We start from the raw sequence: 19,592 nt of genomic DNA, 5'->3' as shown, positions 1-19,592 counted from the left end.
TTTTGCCGAAATTTTATATTAAAGTGCAGGAGAAAATATTGCATATCGCAACCGAGATGTTTCTCAATTATGGTTTCAAAAGTGTAACCATGGACGATATCGCCGATAATATGGGGATATCTAAAAAGACCATCTACGCGCATTATTCTACTAAGAATAAATTGGTACAGGCCAGTGGTTCGCATTTGCTTAAGACTATTTCAGAAGGAATAGACGAAATAAGATCAAGAAACCTTAACCCCGTTATAGAGAATTTCGAGATCAAGCAATTCGTGAACCAGCATTTAAAAGGTGAGAAAACCTCCCCTCATTTTCAGTTAAAGAAATACTACCCAAAAGTTTTTGACAAACTTATTGAAGAACAATTTCAGGTACTGGAAAATTGCGTGGGAGATAATATTTCCCGCGGAATCCAACAGGGATATTATCGCAAACAGATTAATGTGCCTTTTGTATGCCGTATCCATTTTGTGGGAATGATGGGTGTGAAAGACAAGGAAATGTTCCCAACAGAACAGTTTACAGAAGAAGATCTAACCGGAGAATTTTTGAATTATCACCTTCGTGCGATCTGTACCCCTAAAGGAATAAAAACTCTAGAAGAATATATTAATAATGAGAAATAGATCCCTAAAGATTTTTAGCTTTTTCATTCTGCTATCCACCGGATTGTTTGCCCAGGAAGAAAGCTCAAAAAGTTACCGCTTCTCTATTGAGGAAGCTATAGAATTTGGAATCGAAAACAATTACCAATCTCAGATCGCAGAAAAGGATGTACAGATCGCCTTAAAACAAAAATGGGAGATCATTGCGCAGGGACTTCCTCAAATAGACGGTGCTGTAGATTATCAGAATTTCCTGAAGCAACCAGTCACTTTATTGCCTGCTGCTGCTTTTGATAATACAGAAAGCACTATAGACATCGTGGAAACTTATTTTGATAATGCTGAAAGGAATGACACTCCGGTAGATGCTCCGGAAGGTTTTATCCCGGTGAGATTTGGAACTAAGCAAAGCGTAAATGCTACCGCGACCTGGAGACAGTTGATCTTCGACGGATCTTATATTGTAGGAATCCAGTCTGTAAAAACATTATTACAGATCTCCAAGAATGCCAAAACCAAGACCGACCTTGAAATTAAAAAATCTATCATAAGCGCTTATGGAAACGTGCTGCTGGCGGAAGAAAGCGTTGATATACTTGAGAAGAACGTAGCAACGGTTCAAAAGAACTATGACGATACCCAGAAGATCTATGAAAATGGTCTTGCAGAGCAGGAGGATGTAGAGCAACTGGAAATAACTCTATTGAGGCTAAAAAATAACCTTAGCAGAAGCGAAAGAATGCGTGCTATTGCTTATGAGCTATTAAACCTCAGCCTTGGTATACCGGTTGAAGATCAGGTAATCCTTACCGACGATCTTGATGGTCTCGCCATGAAATATTATGAGCCGGCAATCCTTGACAGAACTATCCCTATAGAAGAAAATATCGATTACCGAATTGCTAAGAATTCCGCAGAGTCTGCAGAGATACAGGTAAAACTTCAAAAAGCAAAGGCGCTGCCAACCCTTAGTGGTTTCGTGAATTATGGTTACCAGGGATTTGCAGATAGATTCACTTTTCTAAATAGCAGCCAGGAATATTACGGCCAGTCCATTTTAGGAGTGAGTCTTAACATCCCGATCTTCAGCTCCGGAATGAGAAGTTCAAGAACCCAGCAAAGAGAACTCGAATATGAACAGGCTTTACTGGATCTTGAACAAACCGAAAATGATGTGAAACGCCAGATAAATATGGCTAAAAGCGAATATGAGTTCAGTATAGAAAATTATCAGAATGCGGTAAGAAATCTTGAACTGGCTGAAAGGATCGAAAATAAGAACCAGATAAAGTTCTTTGAAGGAATTGCCAGCAGTTTTGAACTTACCGAAGCTCAAAGACAGCTATACAACGCCCAGCAGGAATATCTACAATCTATGCTAGACGTGATCACCGCCAAAGCAGAACTAGAAAATTTACTGGATACAAGAAGTTACAACGATGAAAACTAATCTCCCATTTATACAGAAGAATATGAAAAAATTAATAATACTATTTGGATTATCCCTGGTCCTTATTTCCTGCGGTGGAGAAGCAGAAAACAAATCTATAGACCAGGTACTGGAAAGTGAAGACCTTAGCCAGATAAGGGCCAAAAAGTCTGAACTCAGCAATGAACAGGCTCAGATCGCCGAACAGATAGATCGCCTTGACGAAGCCATTAAAAGACTCGACAAGAATAGAAGGATGGATCTTGTAAGCATACAGACCATTACCGATACTCTTTTCAAGCATTATGCTGAAGTGCAGGGTAATGTCGCTACAGATGAGAATATCATAATCTACCCTGAGTTTTCGGGAATTCTAACCGATGTTCGTGTAAATGAGGGAGACAGAGTTTCCAAAGGACAGGTGCTCGCACGTATCGACGATGGAGGACTTCAGAATGAACTTGCACAATTGGAAGCTCAGGAAAGACTCGCCAAAACTACCTACGAAAGACAGGAAAGACTTTGGGAACAAAATATTGGTTCAGAAATGCAATACTTGGAAGCGAAGACTAATTATGAGGCTTTACAGAGTTCAGTTAACAGATTAAAGTCACAACTGGACAAAACGGTAGTTAGAGCTCCCTTCAGCGGAGTGGTAGATGAAGTGATAAGCGAGCAGGGTGAAGTAGTAAGCCCCGGCCAGAATCAACTTTTCAGACTTATAAGCCTTGATAAAATGTATGTTGAGGCCGATGTGCCGGAGAATTATCTAAGTAAGATTTCTAAAGGAACTGAGGTAAAAGTAAATATTGGTTCTGTAGGTCGTGAATTTGAAGGAAAGATCAGCCAGGTTGGGAATAATATCAATCCTAATAACAGGACTTTTAAGATCGAAGTTGCCGTGCCAAACGAGAACGACCTTATTAAACCAAACCAGATCGCTACGATCAAATTAAACGATTACACTTCAGAAAACGCTATTGTGATCCCGGAAAGCAGTATTCAGAAGAATGCCCAGGGTGAAAGCATAGTATACGTACTGGAGCAAGAGAACGAAAAGAACTTTGGTACCGCAAAAAAAGTGATCGTAGAAACCGGGCTGGTTTATAACGATTCCATTGAGATCAAACAAGGTCTGGAAAGCGGACAAATCTTAATTACCGACGGAGCGAAAAACATACGCGACGGTCAGGAAGTTAAATTCAGAAAATAAGCAGAATGAAATTAGATAAAGAATTCAAACTCTCCTCCTGGGCGATAGACAACAAGATGACGGTTTATGTCATCATCGCCATAATTATGATAGGCGGTCTACTCTCCTATTATAGTATGCCCCGGGAATCTTTTCCAGAGATCATAGAGACCAAGATTTATGTAAGCTCCATCAACCCTGGTAACTCGGCAGAAGATGTGGAGAAATTTATTACAGAACCCCTGGAAGAAGAATTTAACGACGTTGGGGGTGTAAAGGAAATCAGCTCCACTACCCTGCAGGATTACTCCTTGGTGATCGTGGAATTTGAAGAAGAGGTAAATGTAGATGTCGCAAAACAAAAGATAAAGGATAAGGTTGACCTGGTAAAAGCAGAAACCACCTGGCCTACCCTGGATAATGGCGCTAAGGTTGAACCTAATGTTTTTGACCTCAACCTTTCAGAAGAACAACCTATCCTGAATATCAACCTTACGGGAGATTATACCGTACAGCAGTTGAAGGATTATGCCGAATATCTTCAGGAGAAGATCGAATTACTTCCGCAGATCAAGGAAGCCAGTATTCGTGGAGCCGAAGATATGGAGGTGGAGATTGCCGTTGATATTTATAAGATGAGCGCTTCAGAAGTCAGTTTTCAGGATATTATAAGTGCGGTAAGTGCCGAAAACAGGACCATTTCCGGAGGAAATATTATCACCAGCGGAGTTCAGAAGAATATCAGGATCATTGGAGAGATCGAGGATCCGGCCGAGTTAAGAAATGTCGTAGTGAAAAGTGACGGTGGGAATATCTTTCTCAAAGATATCGCGGAAGTCAATTTTCAGGAAAAAGATGCTACCACTTACGCGAGAGAATATGGTGAGCCGGTAGTAATGCTCGATGTTAAGAAGCGAAGTGGAAAGAATATGATCGAGGCGGTAGATGAGATCAAGGAGATCATCAAGACCGAGCAGGAAGAATATCTTCCGGAGTCTTTAGAAATAAGTCTTACCAATGACCTTTCTACCGACACCCGCAACCAGGTAAATGACCTGGTAAACAACATCATTTTTGGTGTGATCCTGGTGGTACTGGTATTAATGTTCTTCCTGGGCTTTAGAAACTCATTATTCGTAGGATTGGCAATACCGTTATCCATGTTCCTTTCCTATATCATCCTTTCCAGCCTGGGTTATACTCTGAACACCATGGTGCTTTTCGCTCTGGTTATGGGTCTGGGAATGCTTGTAGATAATGGGATCGTGGTTGTGGAGAATGTTTACACGCTAATGGATGAAGGTTGGCCAAGAAAAAAGGCAGCAAAGCAGGGGCTCGGAGAGATCGCATGGCCTATCATTGCCTCTACTGCGACCACTTTAATGGCATTTTTCCCACTAGGATTATGGCCAGGAACCATTGGTAAATTCATGGTGATCTTCCCTATTACACTATCCATAGTCCTCGGTTCTTCATTGTTTGTAGCATTGATCATTAACTCTATGCTAACCTCACAGTTCATGAAAACTGAAGAAGGAAGAATTTCCAAAAAGAGGTTGATCAGGATTAGTATCGTAATGGCTATAATCGGCGTCGTATTACTGGTGTCTGGTTACCTGGTAAACGTTGGAGCTTTAAGAGCAGTAGGTAATTTATTCCTTTTGGGGGCAATATTAATGTGGTTCTATAAATATGTTCTTTCTGGGGCGGTCAAATATTTTCAGTTTAAATCGCTTAAAAAACTGGAAAGCAATTATGAAAGATTTTTAAAGTTCGCCTTAAGAGGAAGAAAAGCCTATGGTTTCTTCTTTGGAACCCTGCTTTTACTATTTCTTTCTTTTGTTCTGATTGGACTTGTGCAACCAGACGTTTTATTCTTTCCGGAAAACCAACCCAAGCAGGTTATAACTTATATTGAATATCCTGAAGGTACCGATATCGAGAAGACCAATGAACTTACCAAAAAAGTAGAGGAACAGATCTTTGACGTAGTTGAAAAGTATGAAGATGAGGATGGCTATAACTTTATGGTGGAATCTGTTATTTCCCAGGTAGGTGAAGGTGCCGGAAACCCTCAGACAGATGGTGGGCAGCAAAATGAAATGCCTCACAAAGGTAAAGTTACTATTGTGATGCGTGAATTTAAGGAACGTCGTGGAGTAGAAAGTTCACAGGTTCTTGCTGAAGTTCGCGATGCTGTTAATGAATTCCCAGGCGCTTCGATCCAGGTAGAAAAAGATGCCGCGGGACCTCCGGCAGGTTATCCTATTAATATTGAATTGAAAGGTGAAGATTATGAGACCATGCTCGCCGAAGCTGAAAACCTTAGGTCTTATATCCAGGATTTAAGCATTCCTGGGATCGAGGAACTTAAAATTGACGTAAATAAATCTAAACCTGAACTGGATGTAAGGGTAGACCGAAGAAAAGCCGGACAGCTTGGAGTTTCAACCTCTCAGGTTGGACAAACTTTGAGACGAGCTATCTACGGTGAAGAAGTTTCAACTTATAAAGAAGGTGATGATGATTACGAAGTAAATGTTCGTTTTAATGAAGAATTCAGATATAATGAAAATGCGCTTTTCAATCAGCCAATCACCTTTAAAGATCAAAACTCTGGGCAAACAAGGCAGATCCCGATCTCCTCTTTAGTAGAGACCGAGGTTGCTTCTTCTTTTAGCTCCATAAAACGAAAGGATCTTAAAAGGGTAATTACTGTCTACTCTAACGTGCTACAAGGTTACAACGGTAACCAGATAGTAGATCAATTGAAAACCGCTCTTAAGAATTATGAAATGCCAGAAGATATTAGCCTGGAGTTCACCGGAGAGCAGGAAGAGCAGGCAGAAAACATGAATTTCCTTTTAAAGGCACTTCTCATTGCACTTGGTGGAATTCTATTGATCCTGGTGGCTCAGTTCAACTCTATCTCCAAGCCTATTATTATTTTAATGGCGGTAGTTCTGAGTTTGGTGGGCGTATTCCTTGGATTAATAATCTTCCAGATGGATTTCATCATTATTATGACGATGATGGGAATTATTTCGCTTGCAGGTATTGTAGTTAACAATGCGATCGTTCTAATAGATTATACCCAGATATTAATAGACCGTAAGAAAAAGGAACTCGATCTTGATGAAGATGAATTACTAACAAGGGTTCAATACTTCGATGTTATTGTTAGAGGGGGTAAATCAAGGTTAAGACCAGTATTGCTTACCGCCATCACCACGGTTCTTGGTTTGATCCCGTTAGCGGTAGGTCTGAATATAGATTTCTTCGGATTAATTACAGATTATGATCCCGGAATATATATTGGAGGTGACAACGTGATCTTCTGGGGACCACTTGCCTGGACAGTAATCTTCGGACTTGTATTCGCCACCTTCCTTACCTTGGTAGTTGTACCGGTTATGTTCTACCTGGTGAACAGGGCCAAGGTGAGATTTGCAGACAAACGAAAAGAACGGCAATTAAAAAAGGCCTGATAACAAAAAACCCGAAGCGATGCTTCGGGTTTTTTATTGAAATATTAATTTCTCTTTATTGATTGCTAACCAATGAACTTTCATTTTTCCAGCTGTTCACGTTTGCAATTACGCTATTTTGATAGTCCACTTCAGTAAGTTTATCTTCAGACCAGAAAAACCATTTCCCGTCTTTTTTACCATTTTCGTAATGCGCGATGGCTGCCTTCTCACCATTTTGGTCGTAAGAAATCCATTTTCCGTGGAGTCTGCCGTCCTTGTACGTACCTTCCTGTCTAACACTTCCATCTTCATAATAAAACGTTCCTTTAATTAGATCTCCCTCTTTCTCAAAAGTAGGTTCAGGAGATTTATCCTGGGCTAAAGCCGTACCTCCTACCAGGAATACTGCTGCCAAAAATATGTTCTTTATAGTCTTCATAGCTCTTTTTCCATTAACGTTTAGTTCACAAATATACCAAAAGTTTACAAACAATCAATATTTAGGTAACATTAAGTTAACATTGGAGATGTTTTTAACTTATTTTCAACCTATTACACAATTAACATTGCGTAACATTGAAATAAAATCGAATAATTTTTAAGCAGGAAAGGTTCAGTAAAAGTGTTTAACTTCTTACTTTTGTGCGCATTCTAAATTTGAAGGATAAAATGTACAGAAGTCATAACTGCGGTGAACTAAACGCACAACAGATCGGTAACAAAGTAACTCTCTCTGGATGGGTTCAAAAAGTTAGAAATAAAGGTTTTATGATCTGGGTGGATCTTCGTGATCGCTACGGTTTAACTCAGTTGATATTTGATGAGGAACGCTCGTCTAAAGAGCTTATGGAAAAGGCCGGAAACCTGGCTCGTGAGTTCGTTATCCAGGTTGAAGGAAGCGTGATCGAGAGAGAGGCTAAAAACCCGAATATGGCCACCGGCGAGATAGAAGTCCTGGTAGAAGACTTCAAGATCCTCAATTCTTCTAAAACCCCTCCTTTTACCATCGAAGATGAAACTGATGGTGGCGAAGATCTTAGAATGAAATACAGATACCTGGACATTCGACGTAATCCGGTTAAGAACAAGTTGATGTTCCGCCACCAGGTTGGAATGAAGGTGAGGAATTATCTATCTAACGAAGGCTTTATCGAAATTGAAACTCCTTACCTGATAAAATCCACTCCTGAAGGTGCCCGTGACTTTGTAGTACCTAGTAGAATGAATGAGGGTCAGTTCTATGCCCTGCCTCAATCACCTCAAACTTTCAAACAGTTATTGATGGTTGGTGGAATGGATAAATATTTCCAGATCGTTAAGTGTTTCAGGGATGAAGACCTTAGGGCAGATCGCCAGCCGGAATTTACTCAGATAGACTGCGAAATGGCCTTTGTGGAACAGGAAGATATCCTGAATATTTTCGAAGGTCTCACCAGGCATTTGCTTAAAGAGATCAAAGGTGTAGACGTAGCCGAATTCCCAAGAATGACTTATGATGAGGCCATGAAAAAGTATGGGAATGACAAACCAGATATTCGTTTTGGGATGGAATTCGCTGAACTTGATGAACTGGCAAAGAATAAAGGCTTCAATGTATTCGATCAGCAGGAATTAGTGGTTGGAATTGCCGTTCCAGGAGCTGCTTCTTTCACCAGAAAAGAGATCGATAATCTTATTTCATGGGTTAAAAGACCTCAGATCGGTGCAAACGGACTGGTTTGGGCGAAATATAATGAGGACGGAACTTTAAAATCTTCTGTAGATAAGTTCTATTCTCAGGAAGATCTTACTGCCTGGGCAGAAGCTACCGGCGCAAAATCGGGAGACCTTATTCTGGTTATGGCAGGAGATGCGGCAAAGACAAGAACGCAACTTAGCGCCTTAAGGATGCATTTAGGAAATGAGCTTGGATTAAGAAAATCTGATGAATTTGCGCCATTATGGGTCGTGGATTTCCCACTTCTGGAATGGGATGAAGAGACCAAAAGATTCCACGCAATGCACCACCCGTTTACTTCTCCAAAGAAAGAAGATTTCGCGCTTCTGGAAACAGAACCAGGAAAAGTGCGAGCAAACGCATATGACCTTGTGCTGAACGGTAACGAAATTGGAGGTGGATCTATTAGAATTCATGATAAGGAAACCCAGTCTCAAATGTTCAAATATCTTGGATTCACTCCTGAAGAAGCCAGGGAACAATTTGGATTTTTGATGGATGCATTCCAGTATGGTGCACCACCTCATGGCGGAATCGCCTTTGGTTTTGACAGGCTGGTAGCTATCCTTGGAGGCCAGGAAAGTATTAGAGATTTCATCGCCTTCCCGAAAAATAACGCGGGCCGTGATGTGATGATCGATGCTCCTGCGAAATTAGACAATGATCAACTTGACGAATTACATCTTCAACTGAAATTATAAAAATATAATCCCGCGTATTGCGGGATTTTTTATATTCATAAGCTAATTAAAAGACAGTGGCGAAATTAAGGAGGTCGTGGCTACATAAGTTTTTGACCTGGAAATCCAGGAACTTATCTCATAGGCAATTCCTTATGATCATTAGTGCGCTTATTGGTTTCATCGCCGGGATTTGCGCTGTTACCATCAAAAACCTTACTCATTTTATACAGATCCTATTAAAGGGAGACACCTTTATCACCTATCATAATGCCTTTTATTTTGTATTCCCGGTGATCGGGCTGTTATTGGTATATCTTATCTTCAAATTTGTTATTCGAAAAAAAGTTCGACAGGGAATTCCTGCCACTTTATATGCCATTTCCAGGCAACGAGGAATCATGAAGAGGTTCCAGATGTATGCATCCTTGCTAACTGCACCAATTACCGTAGGTTTTGGTGGCTCGGTAGGACTCGAGGCTCCCACAGTAGCCACTGGAGCATCTATAGGTTCCAACCTTTCCCGGTTATTCTTATTGAACCAAACCAGCCGCACCCTGCTTATTGGTTGTGCCGCGGCCGGGGCAATGTCATCTATATTTAATGCTCCCATTGCGGCGATCATCTTTGCTATCGAGGTGTTTAGTCTAGACCTTACTTTGACCTCACTATTACCTTTATTAATCGCTTCGGTTTCGGCGGTTCTTACTTCCTATTTTTTCTACGGAAGTGAAATTATCCTGCCTTTCCAATTAGAAGATGCCTTTACAATTTCTGAAGTCCCCTATTATATCCTACTTGGTATTCTTGCAGCAGCTTGTTCTATATATTTTACAAGGGTACACTTCTGGCTCATGAAACTAATGGCACACATTAGGTCTGGCATTATAAGACTCATTTCCTGCGGACTTCTTTTAGGCCTGATCATCTATTTTATTCCGCCTTTATACGGGGAGGGATATAGCGTTGTAAACAACCTGCTTCAGGAAAATTACCTGGAGGCACTGGGCACAAATCTATTTAATGCCTACCTAGAAAATATCTGGGTAGTGATCATTTTGTTAATGGGTCTTGTAATTTTTAAGATTTTTGCTACAACCCTTACCATAAGTGCCGGCGGAGTGGGTGGTATTTTTGCTCCGGTAATGTTTATGGGAAGCGCTATGGGACATTGCTTTGCGCTGTTCATCAATAACATTGGAATATTCAAACATCAAATTTCAGTTAGTAATTTTACCCTGGTAGGAATGGCCGGACTTATGGCTGGGGTGTTGCATGCTCCATTAACGGCAATTTTCCTTATCGCAGAATTGACACATGGTTATGAACTTTTTATACCGCTTATGATCACCGCTGCCATTTCGTATATGATCACCAGTAAATTCCAGCCGCATTCTGTTTATACGATGGAACTGGCCCAAAGAGGCGATCTCCTTACCCACGATAAAGATCAAACTGTTCTTACCTTAATGAATATAAGCAGGGTCATAGAAAAGAATTTTATTCCATTGGAGATAGATATGAATCTTGGAGACGTTATCCACAAAGGTGTGGTAAAATCCTCCCGTAATATTTTTCCTGTGATCGATGAAAATCGTAATTTCATGGGTATCATCCTATTGGACGATATACGTTCTATCATGTTCAACGAAAAGCTTTATGACGAGGTAAAAGTGCAGGATATCATGCAGCAGGCACCTGAAATTATAGATATTGAAACCGACAGAATGAAAATGATCATGAAGAAATTCCAGGAAAGTAATGCCTGGAACCTTCCGGTAGTTAAAGAAGGAAAATATGTTGGATTTATTTCCAAATCTAAAATGCTTACAGCCTACAGGCAGAAATTAATAGAGGTAACAGTATAGAGGTTAAAATCTATTATTTGCATACTTCACTTCCGGAAGTAACACAAACTCAAAATATTTATTATCGATGAAAATTTTTATGAAAATATTAGGAATAGCAATTTTAATAGCCATCGCTGTAGGATTTTATTTTAGGTTAAATGATGATGTTTTGACCGGCGATAGAATTATTGGAATTTCGGTTCTGGTGAGTGCATTTATCCTAATGCCAATCTTTTTAATAGTGCGCTGGAGAGGAAAAAAATTAAAGGATTACACTCTGTCTGAGGAGAATATGAAAAAAATGAGAGATAAAGGAATTGACTAAACTCTGACAAAAAAAATCATAAAAAATTCTGATTTTCAGCGGATTCTAAAATTTTATCTATTATGTTTGTGCTTTATTAATTATTATTTTTATGCAAGGCACAGTAAAATTTTTCAATGAATCTAAAGGTTATGGATTCATTACCAACGACGACACTAAAAGAGACATTTTCGTACACATCACCGGTTTAAATGGAGAAACCATCCAGGAAGGTGACCGCGTTGAGTACGAGGAAACAGAAGGAAGAAAAGGAGTGAATGCTACGGAAGTACGCGTGATCGAATAATATATTTTTTCTGAGAAAATTAAAAAGCCGCTGAAAAGCGGCTTTTTTTTATGTTATGCTTTTTCTTTAAGAGTCTTTCCAACCCCTTCCAGCATGGTCGTGGTCATTTTATCAAGATCAAAATCATGCGTCCATCCCCAATCTTCTCTGGCAGAGCTATCATCTATACTAGAAGGCCAGGATTCAGCGATATTCTGTCTGAAATCAGGTTCATAAGTGATTTCAAAATCATTGATATGTTTTTTGATCTCGTCCGCAAGGATTTCAGGAGTAAAACTTATCGCGGCCAGGTTATAGGAAGATCTAACTTTAACCTTTTCCGCAGGCGCCTCCATAATATCTACGGTCGCCTTTATTGCATCGTCCATATACATCATAGGCAACGCAGCGTCTTTAGCCAGGAAACTGGTATATTTTGAATTCTTTATAGCTTCGTGAAAGATCTCGATTGCGTAATCTGTTGTTCCTCCACCTGGCAGTGTTTTATAACTAATAATTCCGGGATACCTTATACTTCTTACATCTACACCAAATTTTCTGAAATAATACTCACACCATCTTTCCCCGGTTTGTTTACTTATTCCATAAACGGTCGTAGGTTCCATAACCGTGGTTTGAGGAGTCTGATCTTTAGGAGTACTGGGACCAAAAACCGCTATACTAGAAGGCCAGAATATTTTATCGATCTTTCCATCTTTGGCCAGATTCAGGATATGAAAAAGTGAATCCATATTAAGATCCCAGGCCTTCATTGGAGCTTTTTCAGCAGTAGCGCTAAGCATGGCAGCCATCAGGTAAACCTCCTTCACTTCATACTTTTCTACGATCTCCTTTATATGAGCTTCATCTGTAGCATTTAATATTTCGAATGGACCCGATTGCATCAATTCTTCTGCTCCTTCTCTAATATCACTGGCGACCACCTGGTCATTCCCGTGTATTTCTCTTAACTTCAGCGTAAGTTCAGTACCAATTTGTCCGCAGGCACCGATTATCAAAATCCTTCCGGCCATAAATTAAATTTTTTGCAAATATATTTAATTATAAAGAGGAAATCGTAATCTTAGTATTTTCTTGACGTTATCTGTTATGAATTCTTCAATGCATTTTTATTCTGAAGAGATCAGCAAATAATGAATAACTTTGTAGGACATTGAATCTTCCATATGAACAAGTTTATTTACCTGTTATTTATACTCACAATAATATCCTGTAAAACCGACCAGGATACCGATAATTCTGCCAGAGATCTAGAAGACACTACGGCATTTCAGAAAAAATTGAGCATTAAAGATCAAAATTACGCATTAGAGCCCGAAGCAAAAAAATTTGCTTTGAACTGGGTTGAGTTTATCACTGCGCAAAACGAGGTTAATAAACTGGAAGATGCCACAATAAATGAAGTTAAGAATAACGCCGGGACTATCGCCCAGATCATGGAAACCCTTAAAAATTCAGTGCCAGACAGTTTAAAATCGGTAGCGGTTGAAGCGCGACTTAATGTAGTGAACACAAAGGCTCAGCTTCTAAAACAATATTCCGGAAGAAAGGATCCAGATGCAGAAGATATCGCACAGACTTCAAAAGAATTGCACCTGGAATTCAATAACCTTAAACTTCAAATGAACGAGATCTTCCTGAAAACCCTGGAGGAATTTGAAAAAGAACTGGATGATTTTGAAGAAATGGAAAAACAAATGGATAGTTTGGAAACATCAGGAAATGATGAGAAAACGGTATCTTAATATAAATTTCAACCAATGAATAGATCGACAATTTTAAGCGTTTTCGCTTTACTACTTTTTTCCCTTTCAGGAATGCATGCACAGGTTAAAAATACTGAGCAAAACATCAATGCGGTTAAAAAAAAAGTTACCAAAACTGTCGATAAATGGCATGAAGCCGCAGCAAAAGTTGATTTTGAAGATTACTTTGATCTAATGACCAATGATGCCATTTTTATTGGCACCGATGCTACCGAGAACTGGAACCTGCCGGAATTCAAAAAATTCTCGAAACCTTATTTTGACGCTGGTAAAGCATGGAGCTTTACTCCTGTAGAACGAAATATCTATGTTCATGAAAACCTAAGGGTCGCCTGGTTCGATGAATTGCTGGACACGCACATGGGCATATGCAGAGGATCTGGCGTACTCACCAAAGAAAATAGTAAATGGAAAATCAGTCACTATGTACTTTCAATTGCTATTCCTAATGACAATGTAGATGAGATCACTGAAATTAAAGCTGCGTTTGATAAGGATCTCATTCAAAAATTAAAGAACAACTAAACTATATTCTTTCTTATTCTTCAGCCGTTCAGTTTTTCTTCTGAAGCCCTGTTTTTCATGTATAACAGTTTCTGCTCAATTTTTGAGAAACAGCTCCTTACAAGCTAAATTCAAACAAAAATAGCTTTGATTTTTTGGCCATTTTTTTACTTTAGCGACTTTATTTTCTAACAATTATATAAAACAATGAAAAAAATAAACAGAATTCTTTTTGTATCTGTTCTTGGAGCAGGCCTTTTTACGGCTTGTAACGATGACAAGAAAGTTGAAGAGAAAGAAGAGATCCATGGGATTAACCTTGCCTATATGGATACTACCACTACTCCTCAGGAAGACTTTTTCCGTTATGTGAATGGAGCCTGGTTGGACAGTACAGAGATTCCTAATGATCGTACCAGATGGGGAAGTTTTGACGAATTACGCCAGAGAACAGATGAAGATGCCCTTGCCCTTTTAGAAAAAACCGCTGAAAGCGATAGTCTTGATGCGTCTACAGATCAGGGAAAAGCGGTCTTTCTTTACAAAAGTATAATGGATACCGTGACACGAAATGAGCAGGGAGTTGAACCTGTGAAACCTTACCTGGCAAAAATAGATAAGATCCAGTCTAAAGAAGATCTTCAGGCTTTTCTTGTTGAAATGAGCGAATATGGTAGTGCAGGATTTTTCTCTTTTGGAGTTGGTGCAGATAGCAAGAATTCAGATATGAATGCTGCTTACCTTAATCCATCTGGATTAGGCCTTCCAGAAAGAGATTATTACCTGCTGGACGATTCAGATTCGAAGGATACCAGAAAAAAATATAAGGAATATATTTCAGACATGCTTCAGTATATAGACTATACCGAAGAGGATGCAAAAAAAGCTGCTGAGACCATTCTTGCATTTGAAACTAGACTTGCAGAGCCTCGTTTAGACAAGGTAGAGCGCCGTGATGCGCGTAAAACCTACAACCCAATGACGGTTGCAGAATTACAAAAGATCACTCCGGCCATGCAATGGAATTCATACTTTGAAGGAATTGGAGCGAAAGATCTTGATACGATCATCGTTTCACAGCCAGAATATATGAAAGCTCTGCAGGACCTTCTTGCTGAAAATTCTGTTGAAGACTGGAAAACATACCTTAAATGGGACCTTTTCAACAGTGCGGCTTCCTCACTATCTACAGATCTTGAAAAAGAATCATGGGAATTCTATAGCAAGACCCTTCGTGGAGCTAAAGAACAAAGACCTCGTAATGAAAGAGCTTTAAGCACTATTAATGGTGTTCTTGGTGAAGCTCTTGGTAAGCTTTATGTAGAAAAGCACTTCCCTCCACAAGCTAAGGAAACGGCAAAGGAAATGGTGGACAATATTCTAAAAGCTTACGAGAACAGGATCAATAACCTAAGCTGGATGAGCGAAGACACTAAGAAAAAAGCTCTTGAAAAACTTGGTACTTTCAATGTGAAAATAGGTTATCCTGACACGTGGAAAGATTATAGCGAACTTGAGATCCAGAGCCCTGAAGAAGGTGGTTCTTATTTCCAGAACATGCTGAACGCACAGAAATGGAGAGTAGCTGAAAACATGGCAGATCTTGGTGAGCCGGTAGATAAGACCGAGTGGTTTATGTCTCCGCAAACTGTGAACGCGTATTACAATCCACGTTACAACGAGATCGTATTCCCGGCAGCTATCCTACAGCCGCCTTTCTACGATTATAAAGCCGATGCTGCCGTAAACTATGGTGGAATTGGAGCTGTAATTGGTCATGAGATCTCTCACGGATTTGATGATAGCGGTGCTCGTTTCGACGCTGAAGGAAACCTGAACAACTGGTGGACAGAGAAAGATCTTGAGCAGTTTGAAGGACTTGGTAGTGAACTTGCCGAGCAGTACAGCGCAATAGAAGTACTGGACAGTGTTTACATCAACGGTAAATTCACCTTAGGTGAAAATATTGGAGATCTTGGTGGTGTGAATGCAGCTTATGATGGTCTGCAGATCCACTTAAATGAAAACGGTAATCCTGGAGAGATCGATGGATTTACTCCAGAGCAACGTTTCTTCCTTTCATGGGCAACAGTTTGGAGAACAAAAATGAGAGAAGAAGCCTTGAGAAACAGGATCAAAACAGACTCACATTCTCCGGGAATGTACAGAGCTTATGTGCCACTTCAGAATATAGATGCGTGGTATGACGCTTTCGTAATTAAAGAAGGTGACCCTATGTATGTGAAGCCTGAAGAAAGAGTTAGGATCTGGTAATTGCCAGTATAGATATATTTAAAAGGCCGGCTAAAACCGGCCTTTTTTAGTTTTTAAATATCTCCATTTGGATAAGTTTCTGACCTATCGTTAACAATCCTAACAGTTATTTTTTACATCAAAACCTTCCTTCCTTACCTTATTTTTTTAGTTTTACCGGGAATTTTATAAACCTAAGCCAAGCGCAGGTATTCCCTTGAATACAAACTTATAGTACCATAATGAAATATTTTGCCTCCGTGTTATTCATTTTATCGGGAATGAATATCTATTGCCAGAAAACCTATGATTATCCCGACGCTCCAAAAGATACAACTGCCAACACCTATTTTCAGGAAACCATTGAGGATCCTTATCAATGGATGGAAGATCCAGACCATCCAGATCTACAGAACTGGCTGGAAGAACAGGAAAAGCTTACTAAAGCTCAATCCAGTAAACAAACCAGGGTATGGGATCTTAGATCTCAAATTGCATCAATGTACCATAATGTAAGAAGGGAAAAGACGGATGATTATGTAGAACTTGATTCAAAATTTGAAGCTAAATTCGACACTAAAACGGATTGGAATCCCTATACCGGATCGATGGATTTCCTATATAAATTTAAAGATAAAAAGAACTGGAAAAAGCTCATTAACGGGAAAGAATTAGCCGAAAATAATTCGGATCATATTCTTTACGGTAGCACGAGCATTAATGAAAGTGAGAATCTCTTGGCTATCGCGGTTTCATTAAATGGAAGTGACTGGGCAAAAGGATATATTTATGATCTAACTACCGGAACTCAATTTCCCTATGTTCTGGAAAATATTAGGACTGGAGCAAACTTTGAATGGAATGGCAGGGATCTTTATTATCCGGCATATAATAAACCGGAAAAAGGCAGAGAACTTCTGGATAAAGCGAAAGGTCAGGTTTTATATAAGCTCTCTTTAAAGGAAAACCAGGCAACACCGGAAACCGTTTATAAAAATCCGGATACTACCGGGACTAATGGTTTTAGATATGATATCGAGAACGAACAGTTGAGGTTATATCATTCTATTAAATCGCGGGGAACCTGGTACCGGGCTATTTCAATTGCCGATCTTAATAAAGAAAATTTTCAACCTAGAAGATTTCTCGTTTATCCTTCAGATGATAAAACAGAACTAAAGATTATCCACACCAAAAATGATTCTATTTTCCTAAGGACCAACATAGGTGCTCCAAACGGAAAAGTCCTTCTGGCCAATTTGAACACTCCTAATAAGCTAAGTGAATTCATTCCCGAATACGACATCAACCTGCATTACGTGAATAAGCTGGGAAAAGATAAACTTGCCTGTGTATATAGGAAAGATGGTCAGAACATCGCTCTTATTCATAACATGCAGGGGGAACTGCTACGTAAGATAGATTTCCCGAAGGGTAAGAAATTGAATCATTTTTATGAAGCATCAGATGAAGCAGAGATCACCAATTTTAGTATTAGTTCCTTTTATCATCCAAACACACAGTATCAATTAAATCTAAATACACTCGAATTTAAACCTACAGAATCACTTTCTGTTCCATATGATATCGAAAATCTGGAAACAAGATATGTCACCTATACCTCAAAAGATGGGACGGAAATAGACATGTATATCACCTGTGATAAAAATACGGTACTAGATGGTAATAATCCTGTACTGATGTATGGTTACGGAGGCTACGGAAAAACAGTAGAGCCTTTCTTCAGAAATACTACCGGACTTTTACTTGCTCATGGGGGTATTATGGCTGTACCTAATATAAGAGGTGGTGGCGCCAATGGAAGCGATTGGGCTGCAGCCGGGAGAAGGCTTAACAAGCAAAAAGCAATAGAAGATTTTATCGCAGCAGGGGAATATTTAATAAATAACAAATACACCAGTCCAGATAAACTGGTTATTTCAGGCGGATCTCATGGCGCCTTACTGGTGGAAGCCTCAGCAATACAACGTCCAGATCTGTTCAAAGCCGTTATCGCGGAAGCCGGCCCTTACGATATGCTACGCTTTAACTTATTCACTGTAGGTGGAGTTAGTCTCAATCTTAATGAGTTTGGGTCTCCAGAAAATCCGGAAGATTATAAAAATTTGAAAGCTTATTCCCCTCTTCATAATATCACTAAAGGAGAGAGATATCCAAATACCCTTTTAATAACCGGAGATACAGATGATAGGGTACCACCGCTGCATACCTATAAATTTCTGGCAAAATTACAGGAGCTTGCAGATCCTTCTGGCCTTTATCATTTATATGTTACTCCCGGCTCAGGCCATGGCGGCGCGCTATCTCCAGAAGATAATACAGATAAGCTATTATACCAGTACTACTTTATGTTCGATCAAATGGGAATTGAACTTTAAAATTTACAGAACGGCTATAGATTAAAAATGACCAGAATATAGTTGCAATAAATAGCAGTTATATCCTGGTCGTTTTATTCTGAGTTAAAGAATACAGTCCTTAGAAATATAGGAATGCATCCTGAATATGTTCAATTTTCTGACCTGACTTATTTTTTACAATGGCAATGATATCAAATCTAACATCTACATCCAGGCCAGATTCTTCAACATAATGATTCATGGCCTTTACCAGTTGCTGAATTTGTTTTGGTTTCACAAAATCCTGCGGATTCCCGAATTCTGGAGTACTCCTGGTCTTCACCTCAGCGGCGATAAGCGTGTTCCCCCTTTTGGCGATAATATCTATTTCAGCCTTCTGGTGTCTATAGTTCCTTTCTAATATCTCGAATTCCTTCAATAGAAGATATTCCACGGCCAGGTCCTCCCCTTTTCTTCCAAGTTCGTTATGATCTGCCATGATTTTTCAATTTTAGATCGCGTAATTGATCATGATCAATCCAACCTTTAGATCAAGTTCTTCGATCTCCTCGGGTGTAGCCTCAATGATCTTATCTCCGTAAAATTTATTAGAAGGTTCTTTTGTAGGAGTCAGAAAAACCCTTAACCCGCTTTTTTCAAGTTTACCTCCATTCCAGTCTACAGCACCGCTGTAATCCCAGCCAAAACCATAAAATGAAACTTTTTTCCCATTCATTTTGTTCAGTTCCTCATAGGTGGTTCCAATATCTACTCCGGTTTCAGAATTCCATTTTCCGTTATTCGAAAATCGAAGGTCATGAATTTCGGTTCTGTTCTTATCCTGCCAGGTGATATGTAATTCATTTTCAGTTCCCGGATATAGAATAGTGAAAGGCCGCTCATCTGTGCCCTCTTCAAATAGATCTGTTCCCTGTTCAATATTCGCATCGGGATAATTCTTCTGAATATCGGCAGCACTCATCTTACCAAGATTTTCCACGGTATACTTTGCCGTACCGACAGAAGTTCCTTTTTTTGCAGAATTACAGGCAGCCATAAATATCACGGCAACGATCAGGATTATTTTACGCATTTCAATTTTTATTTAAGGTAAAAGTAGAAAGTTATTAATCAGCTCATTTGCCTTTTGCAAGA

Annotated in this window: 16 protein-coding genes; 12 read left to right on the top strand and 4 right to left on the bottom strand. The window is 39.5% G+C overall.

The window, feature by feature from the left end:
* Positions 1-23: 23 nt before the first annotated feature.
* Genes G3I01_RS06085 through G3I01_RS06070 form a run of 4 tightly spaced genes read left to right on the top strand, consistent with a single transcriptional unit; the run spans position 24 to position 6,714 of the window.
* Positions 24-626, top strand: a complete 603-nt coding sequence (locus G3I01_RS06085; protein ID WP_219552036.1) for a TetR/AcrR family transcriptional regulator — start codon at positions 24-26, stop codon at positions 624-626.
* Positions 616-2,055 (top strand): TolC family protein, encoded by a 1,440-nt coding sequence (locus tag G3I01_RS06080; RefSeq protein WP_219552035.1) that lies wholly within the window; start codon positions 616-618, stop codon positions 2,053-2,055. The genes G3I01_RS06085 and G3I01_RS06080 overlap by 11 nt, the downstream gene beginning before the upstream one ends.
* A gap of 22 nt (positions 2,056-2,077) precedes the next feature.
* A complete protein-coding gene (locus tag G3I01_RS06075; RefSeq protein WP_219552034.1) occupies positions 2,078-3,247 on the top strand; it encodes an efflux RND transporter periplasmic adaptor subunit in 1,170 nt (389 codons plus the stop codon).
* Positions 3,248-3,252: 5 nt separating this feature from the next.
* Complete coding sequence (locus G3I01_RS06070) at positions 3,253-6,714, top strand: efflux RND transporter permease subunit (protein WP_219552033.1); 3,462 nt, start codon at positions 3,253-3,255, stop codon at positions 6,712-6,714.
* A 55-nt stretch (positions 6,715-6,769) separates the two neighbouring features.
* On the opposite strand, the gene G3I01_RS06065 is transcribed toward G3I01_RS06070, so the two are convergent.
* The gene (locus G3I01_RS06065) at positions 6,770-7,135 is read right to left on the bottom strand and encodes a nicotinic acid mononucleotide adenyltransferase (RefSeq protein ID WP_219552032.1); all 366 of its coding nucleotides are present in this window, start codon (positions 7,133-7,135) and stop codon (positions 6,770-6,772) included.
* Positions 7,136-7,365: 230 nt separating this feature from the next.
* On the opposite strand from G3I01_RS06065, the gene aspS reads away from it, so the two are divergent.
* The 4 genes from aspS (at position 7,366) to G3I01_RS06045 (ending at position 11,554) form a co-directional block, all read left to right on the top strand.
* Positions 7,366-9,114 (top strand): aspartate--tRNA ligase, encoded by a 1,749-nt coding sequence (aspS, locus tag G3I01_RS06060; protein WP_219552029.1) that lies wholly within the window; start codon positions 7,366-7,368, stop codon positions 9,112-9,114.
* 56 nt (positions 9,115-9,170) lie between these two features.
* A complete protein-coding gene (locus tag G3I01_RS06055) occupies positions 9,171-10,961 on the top strand; it encodes a chloride channel protein (RefSeq protein ID WP_219552028.1) in 1,791 nt (596 codons plus the stop codon).
* A gap of 79 nt (positions 10,962-11,040) precedes the next feature.
* The gene (locus tag G3I01_RS06050) at positions 11,041-11,268 is read left to right on the top strand and encodes a hypothetical protein (RefSeq protein WP_257710802.1); all 228 of its coding nucleotides are present in this window, start codon (positions 11,041-11,043) and stop codon (positions 11,266-11,268) included.
* A 91-nt stretch (positions 11,269-11,359) separates the two neighbouring features.
* Positions 11,360-11,554: a cold shock domain-containing protein gene (locus tag G3I01_RS06045; RefSeq protein ID WP_072553653.1), complete on the top strand. Its 195-nt coding sequence runs from the start codon at positions 11,360-11,362 to the stop codon at positions 11,552-11,554.
* A 53-nt stretch (positions 11,555-11,607) separates the two neighbouring features.
* On the opposite strand, the gene G3I01_RS06040 is transcribed toward G3I01_RS06045, so the two are convergent.
* Positions 11,608-12,567 (bottom strand): NAD-dependent epimerase/dehydratase family protein, encoded by a 960-nt coding sequence (locus tag G3I01_RS06040; protein WP_219552024.1) that lies wholly within the window; start codon positions 12,565-12,567, stop codon positions 11,608-11,610.
* A gap of 153 nt (positions 12,568-12,720) precedes the next feature.
* On the opposite strand from G3I01_RS06040, the gene G3I01_RS06035 reads away from it, so the two are divergent.
* The 4 genes from G3I01_RS06035 (at position 12,721) to G3I01_RS06020 (ending at position 18,476) form a co-directional block, all read left to right on the top strand.
* The gene (locus G3I01_RS06035; protein ID WP_219552023.1) at positions 12,721-13,299 is read left to right on the top strand and encodes a hypothetical protein; all 579 of its coding nucleotides are present in this window, start codon (positions 12,721-12,723) and stop codon (positions 13,297-13,299) included.
* 15 nt (positions 13,300-13,314) lie between these two features.
* Positions 13,315-13,845, top strand: a complete 531-nt coding sequence (locus G3I01_RS06030; RefSeq protein ID WP_219552022.1) for a nuclear transport factor 2 family protein — start codon at positions 13,315-13,317, stop codon at positions 13,843-13,845.
* Positions 13,846-14,031: 186 nt separating this feature from the next.
* A complete protein-coding gene (locus G3I01_RS06025; protein ID WP_219552021.1) occupies positions 14,032-16,098 on the top strand; it encodes a M13 family metallopeptidase in 2,067 nt (688 codons plus the stop codon).
* A gap of 221 nt (positions 16,099-16,319) precedes the next feature.
* Positions 16,320-18,476, top strand: coding sequence for a prolyl oligopeptidase family serine peptidase (locus G3I01_RS06020; protein WP_219552019.1), 2,157 nt, complete (start codon positions 16,320-16,322; stop codon positions 18,474-18,476).
* A gap of 100 nt (positions 18,477-18,576) precedes the next feature.
* Here G3I01_RS06020 and G3I01_RS06015 read toward each other — a convergent pair whose 3' ends face one another.
* Together G3I01_RS06015 and G3I01_RS06010 are read right to left on the bottom strand one after the other, a co-directional pair.
* Complete coding sequence (locus G3I01_RS06015; RefSeq protein ID WP_219552017.1) at positions 18,577-18,936, bottom strand: YraN family protein; 360 nt, start codon at positions 18,934-18,936, stop codon at positions 18,577-18,579.
* A gap of 12 nt (positions 18,937-18,948) precedes the next feature.
* A complete protein-coding gene (locus G3I01_RS06010; RefSeq protein WP_219552016.1) occupies positions 18,949-19,530 on the bottom strand; it encodes a hypothetical protein in 582 nt (193 codons plus the stop codon).
* Between the last annotated feature and the right edge of the window lie 62 nt (positions 19,531-19,592).

Origin of the sequence: Gramella sp. MT6 (assembly GCF_019357415.1) — a bacterium.
Lineage (GTDB): Bacteria > Bacteroidota > Bacteroidia > Flavobacteriales > Flavobacteriaceae > Christiangramia.
The sequence above is the reverse complement of the archived record's forward strand: the minus strand, read 5'-3'. Positions and strand labels throughout refer to the sequence as shown.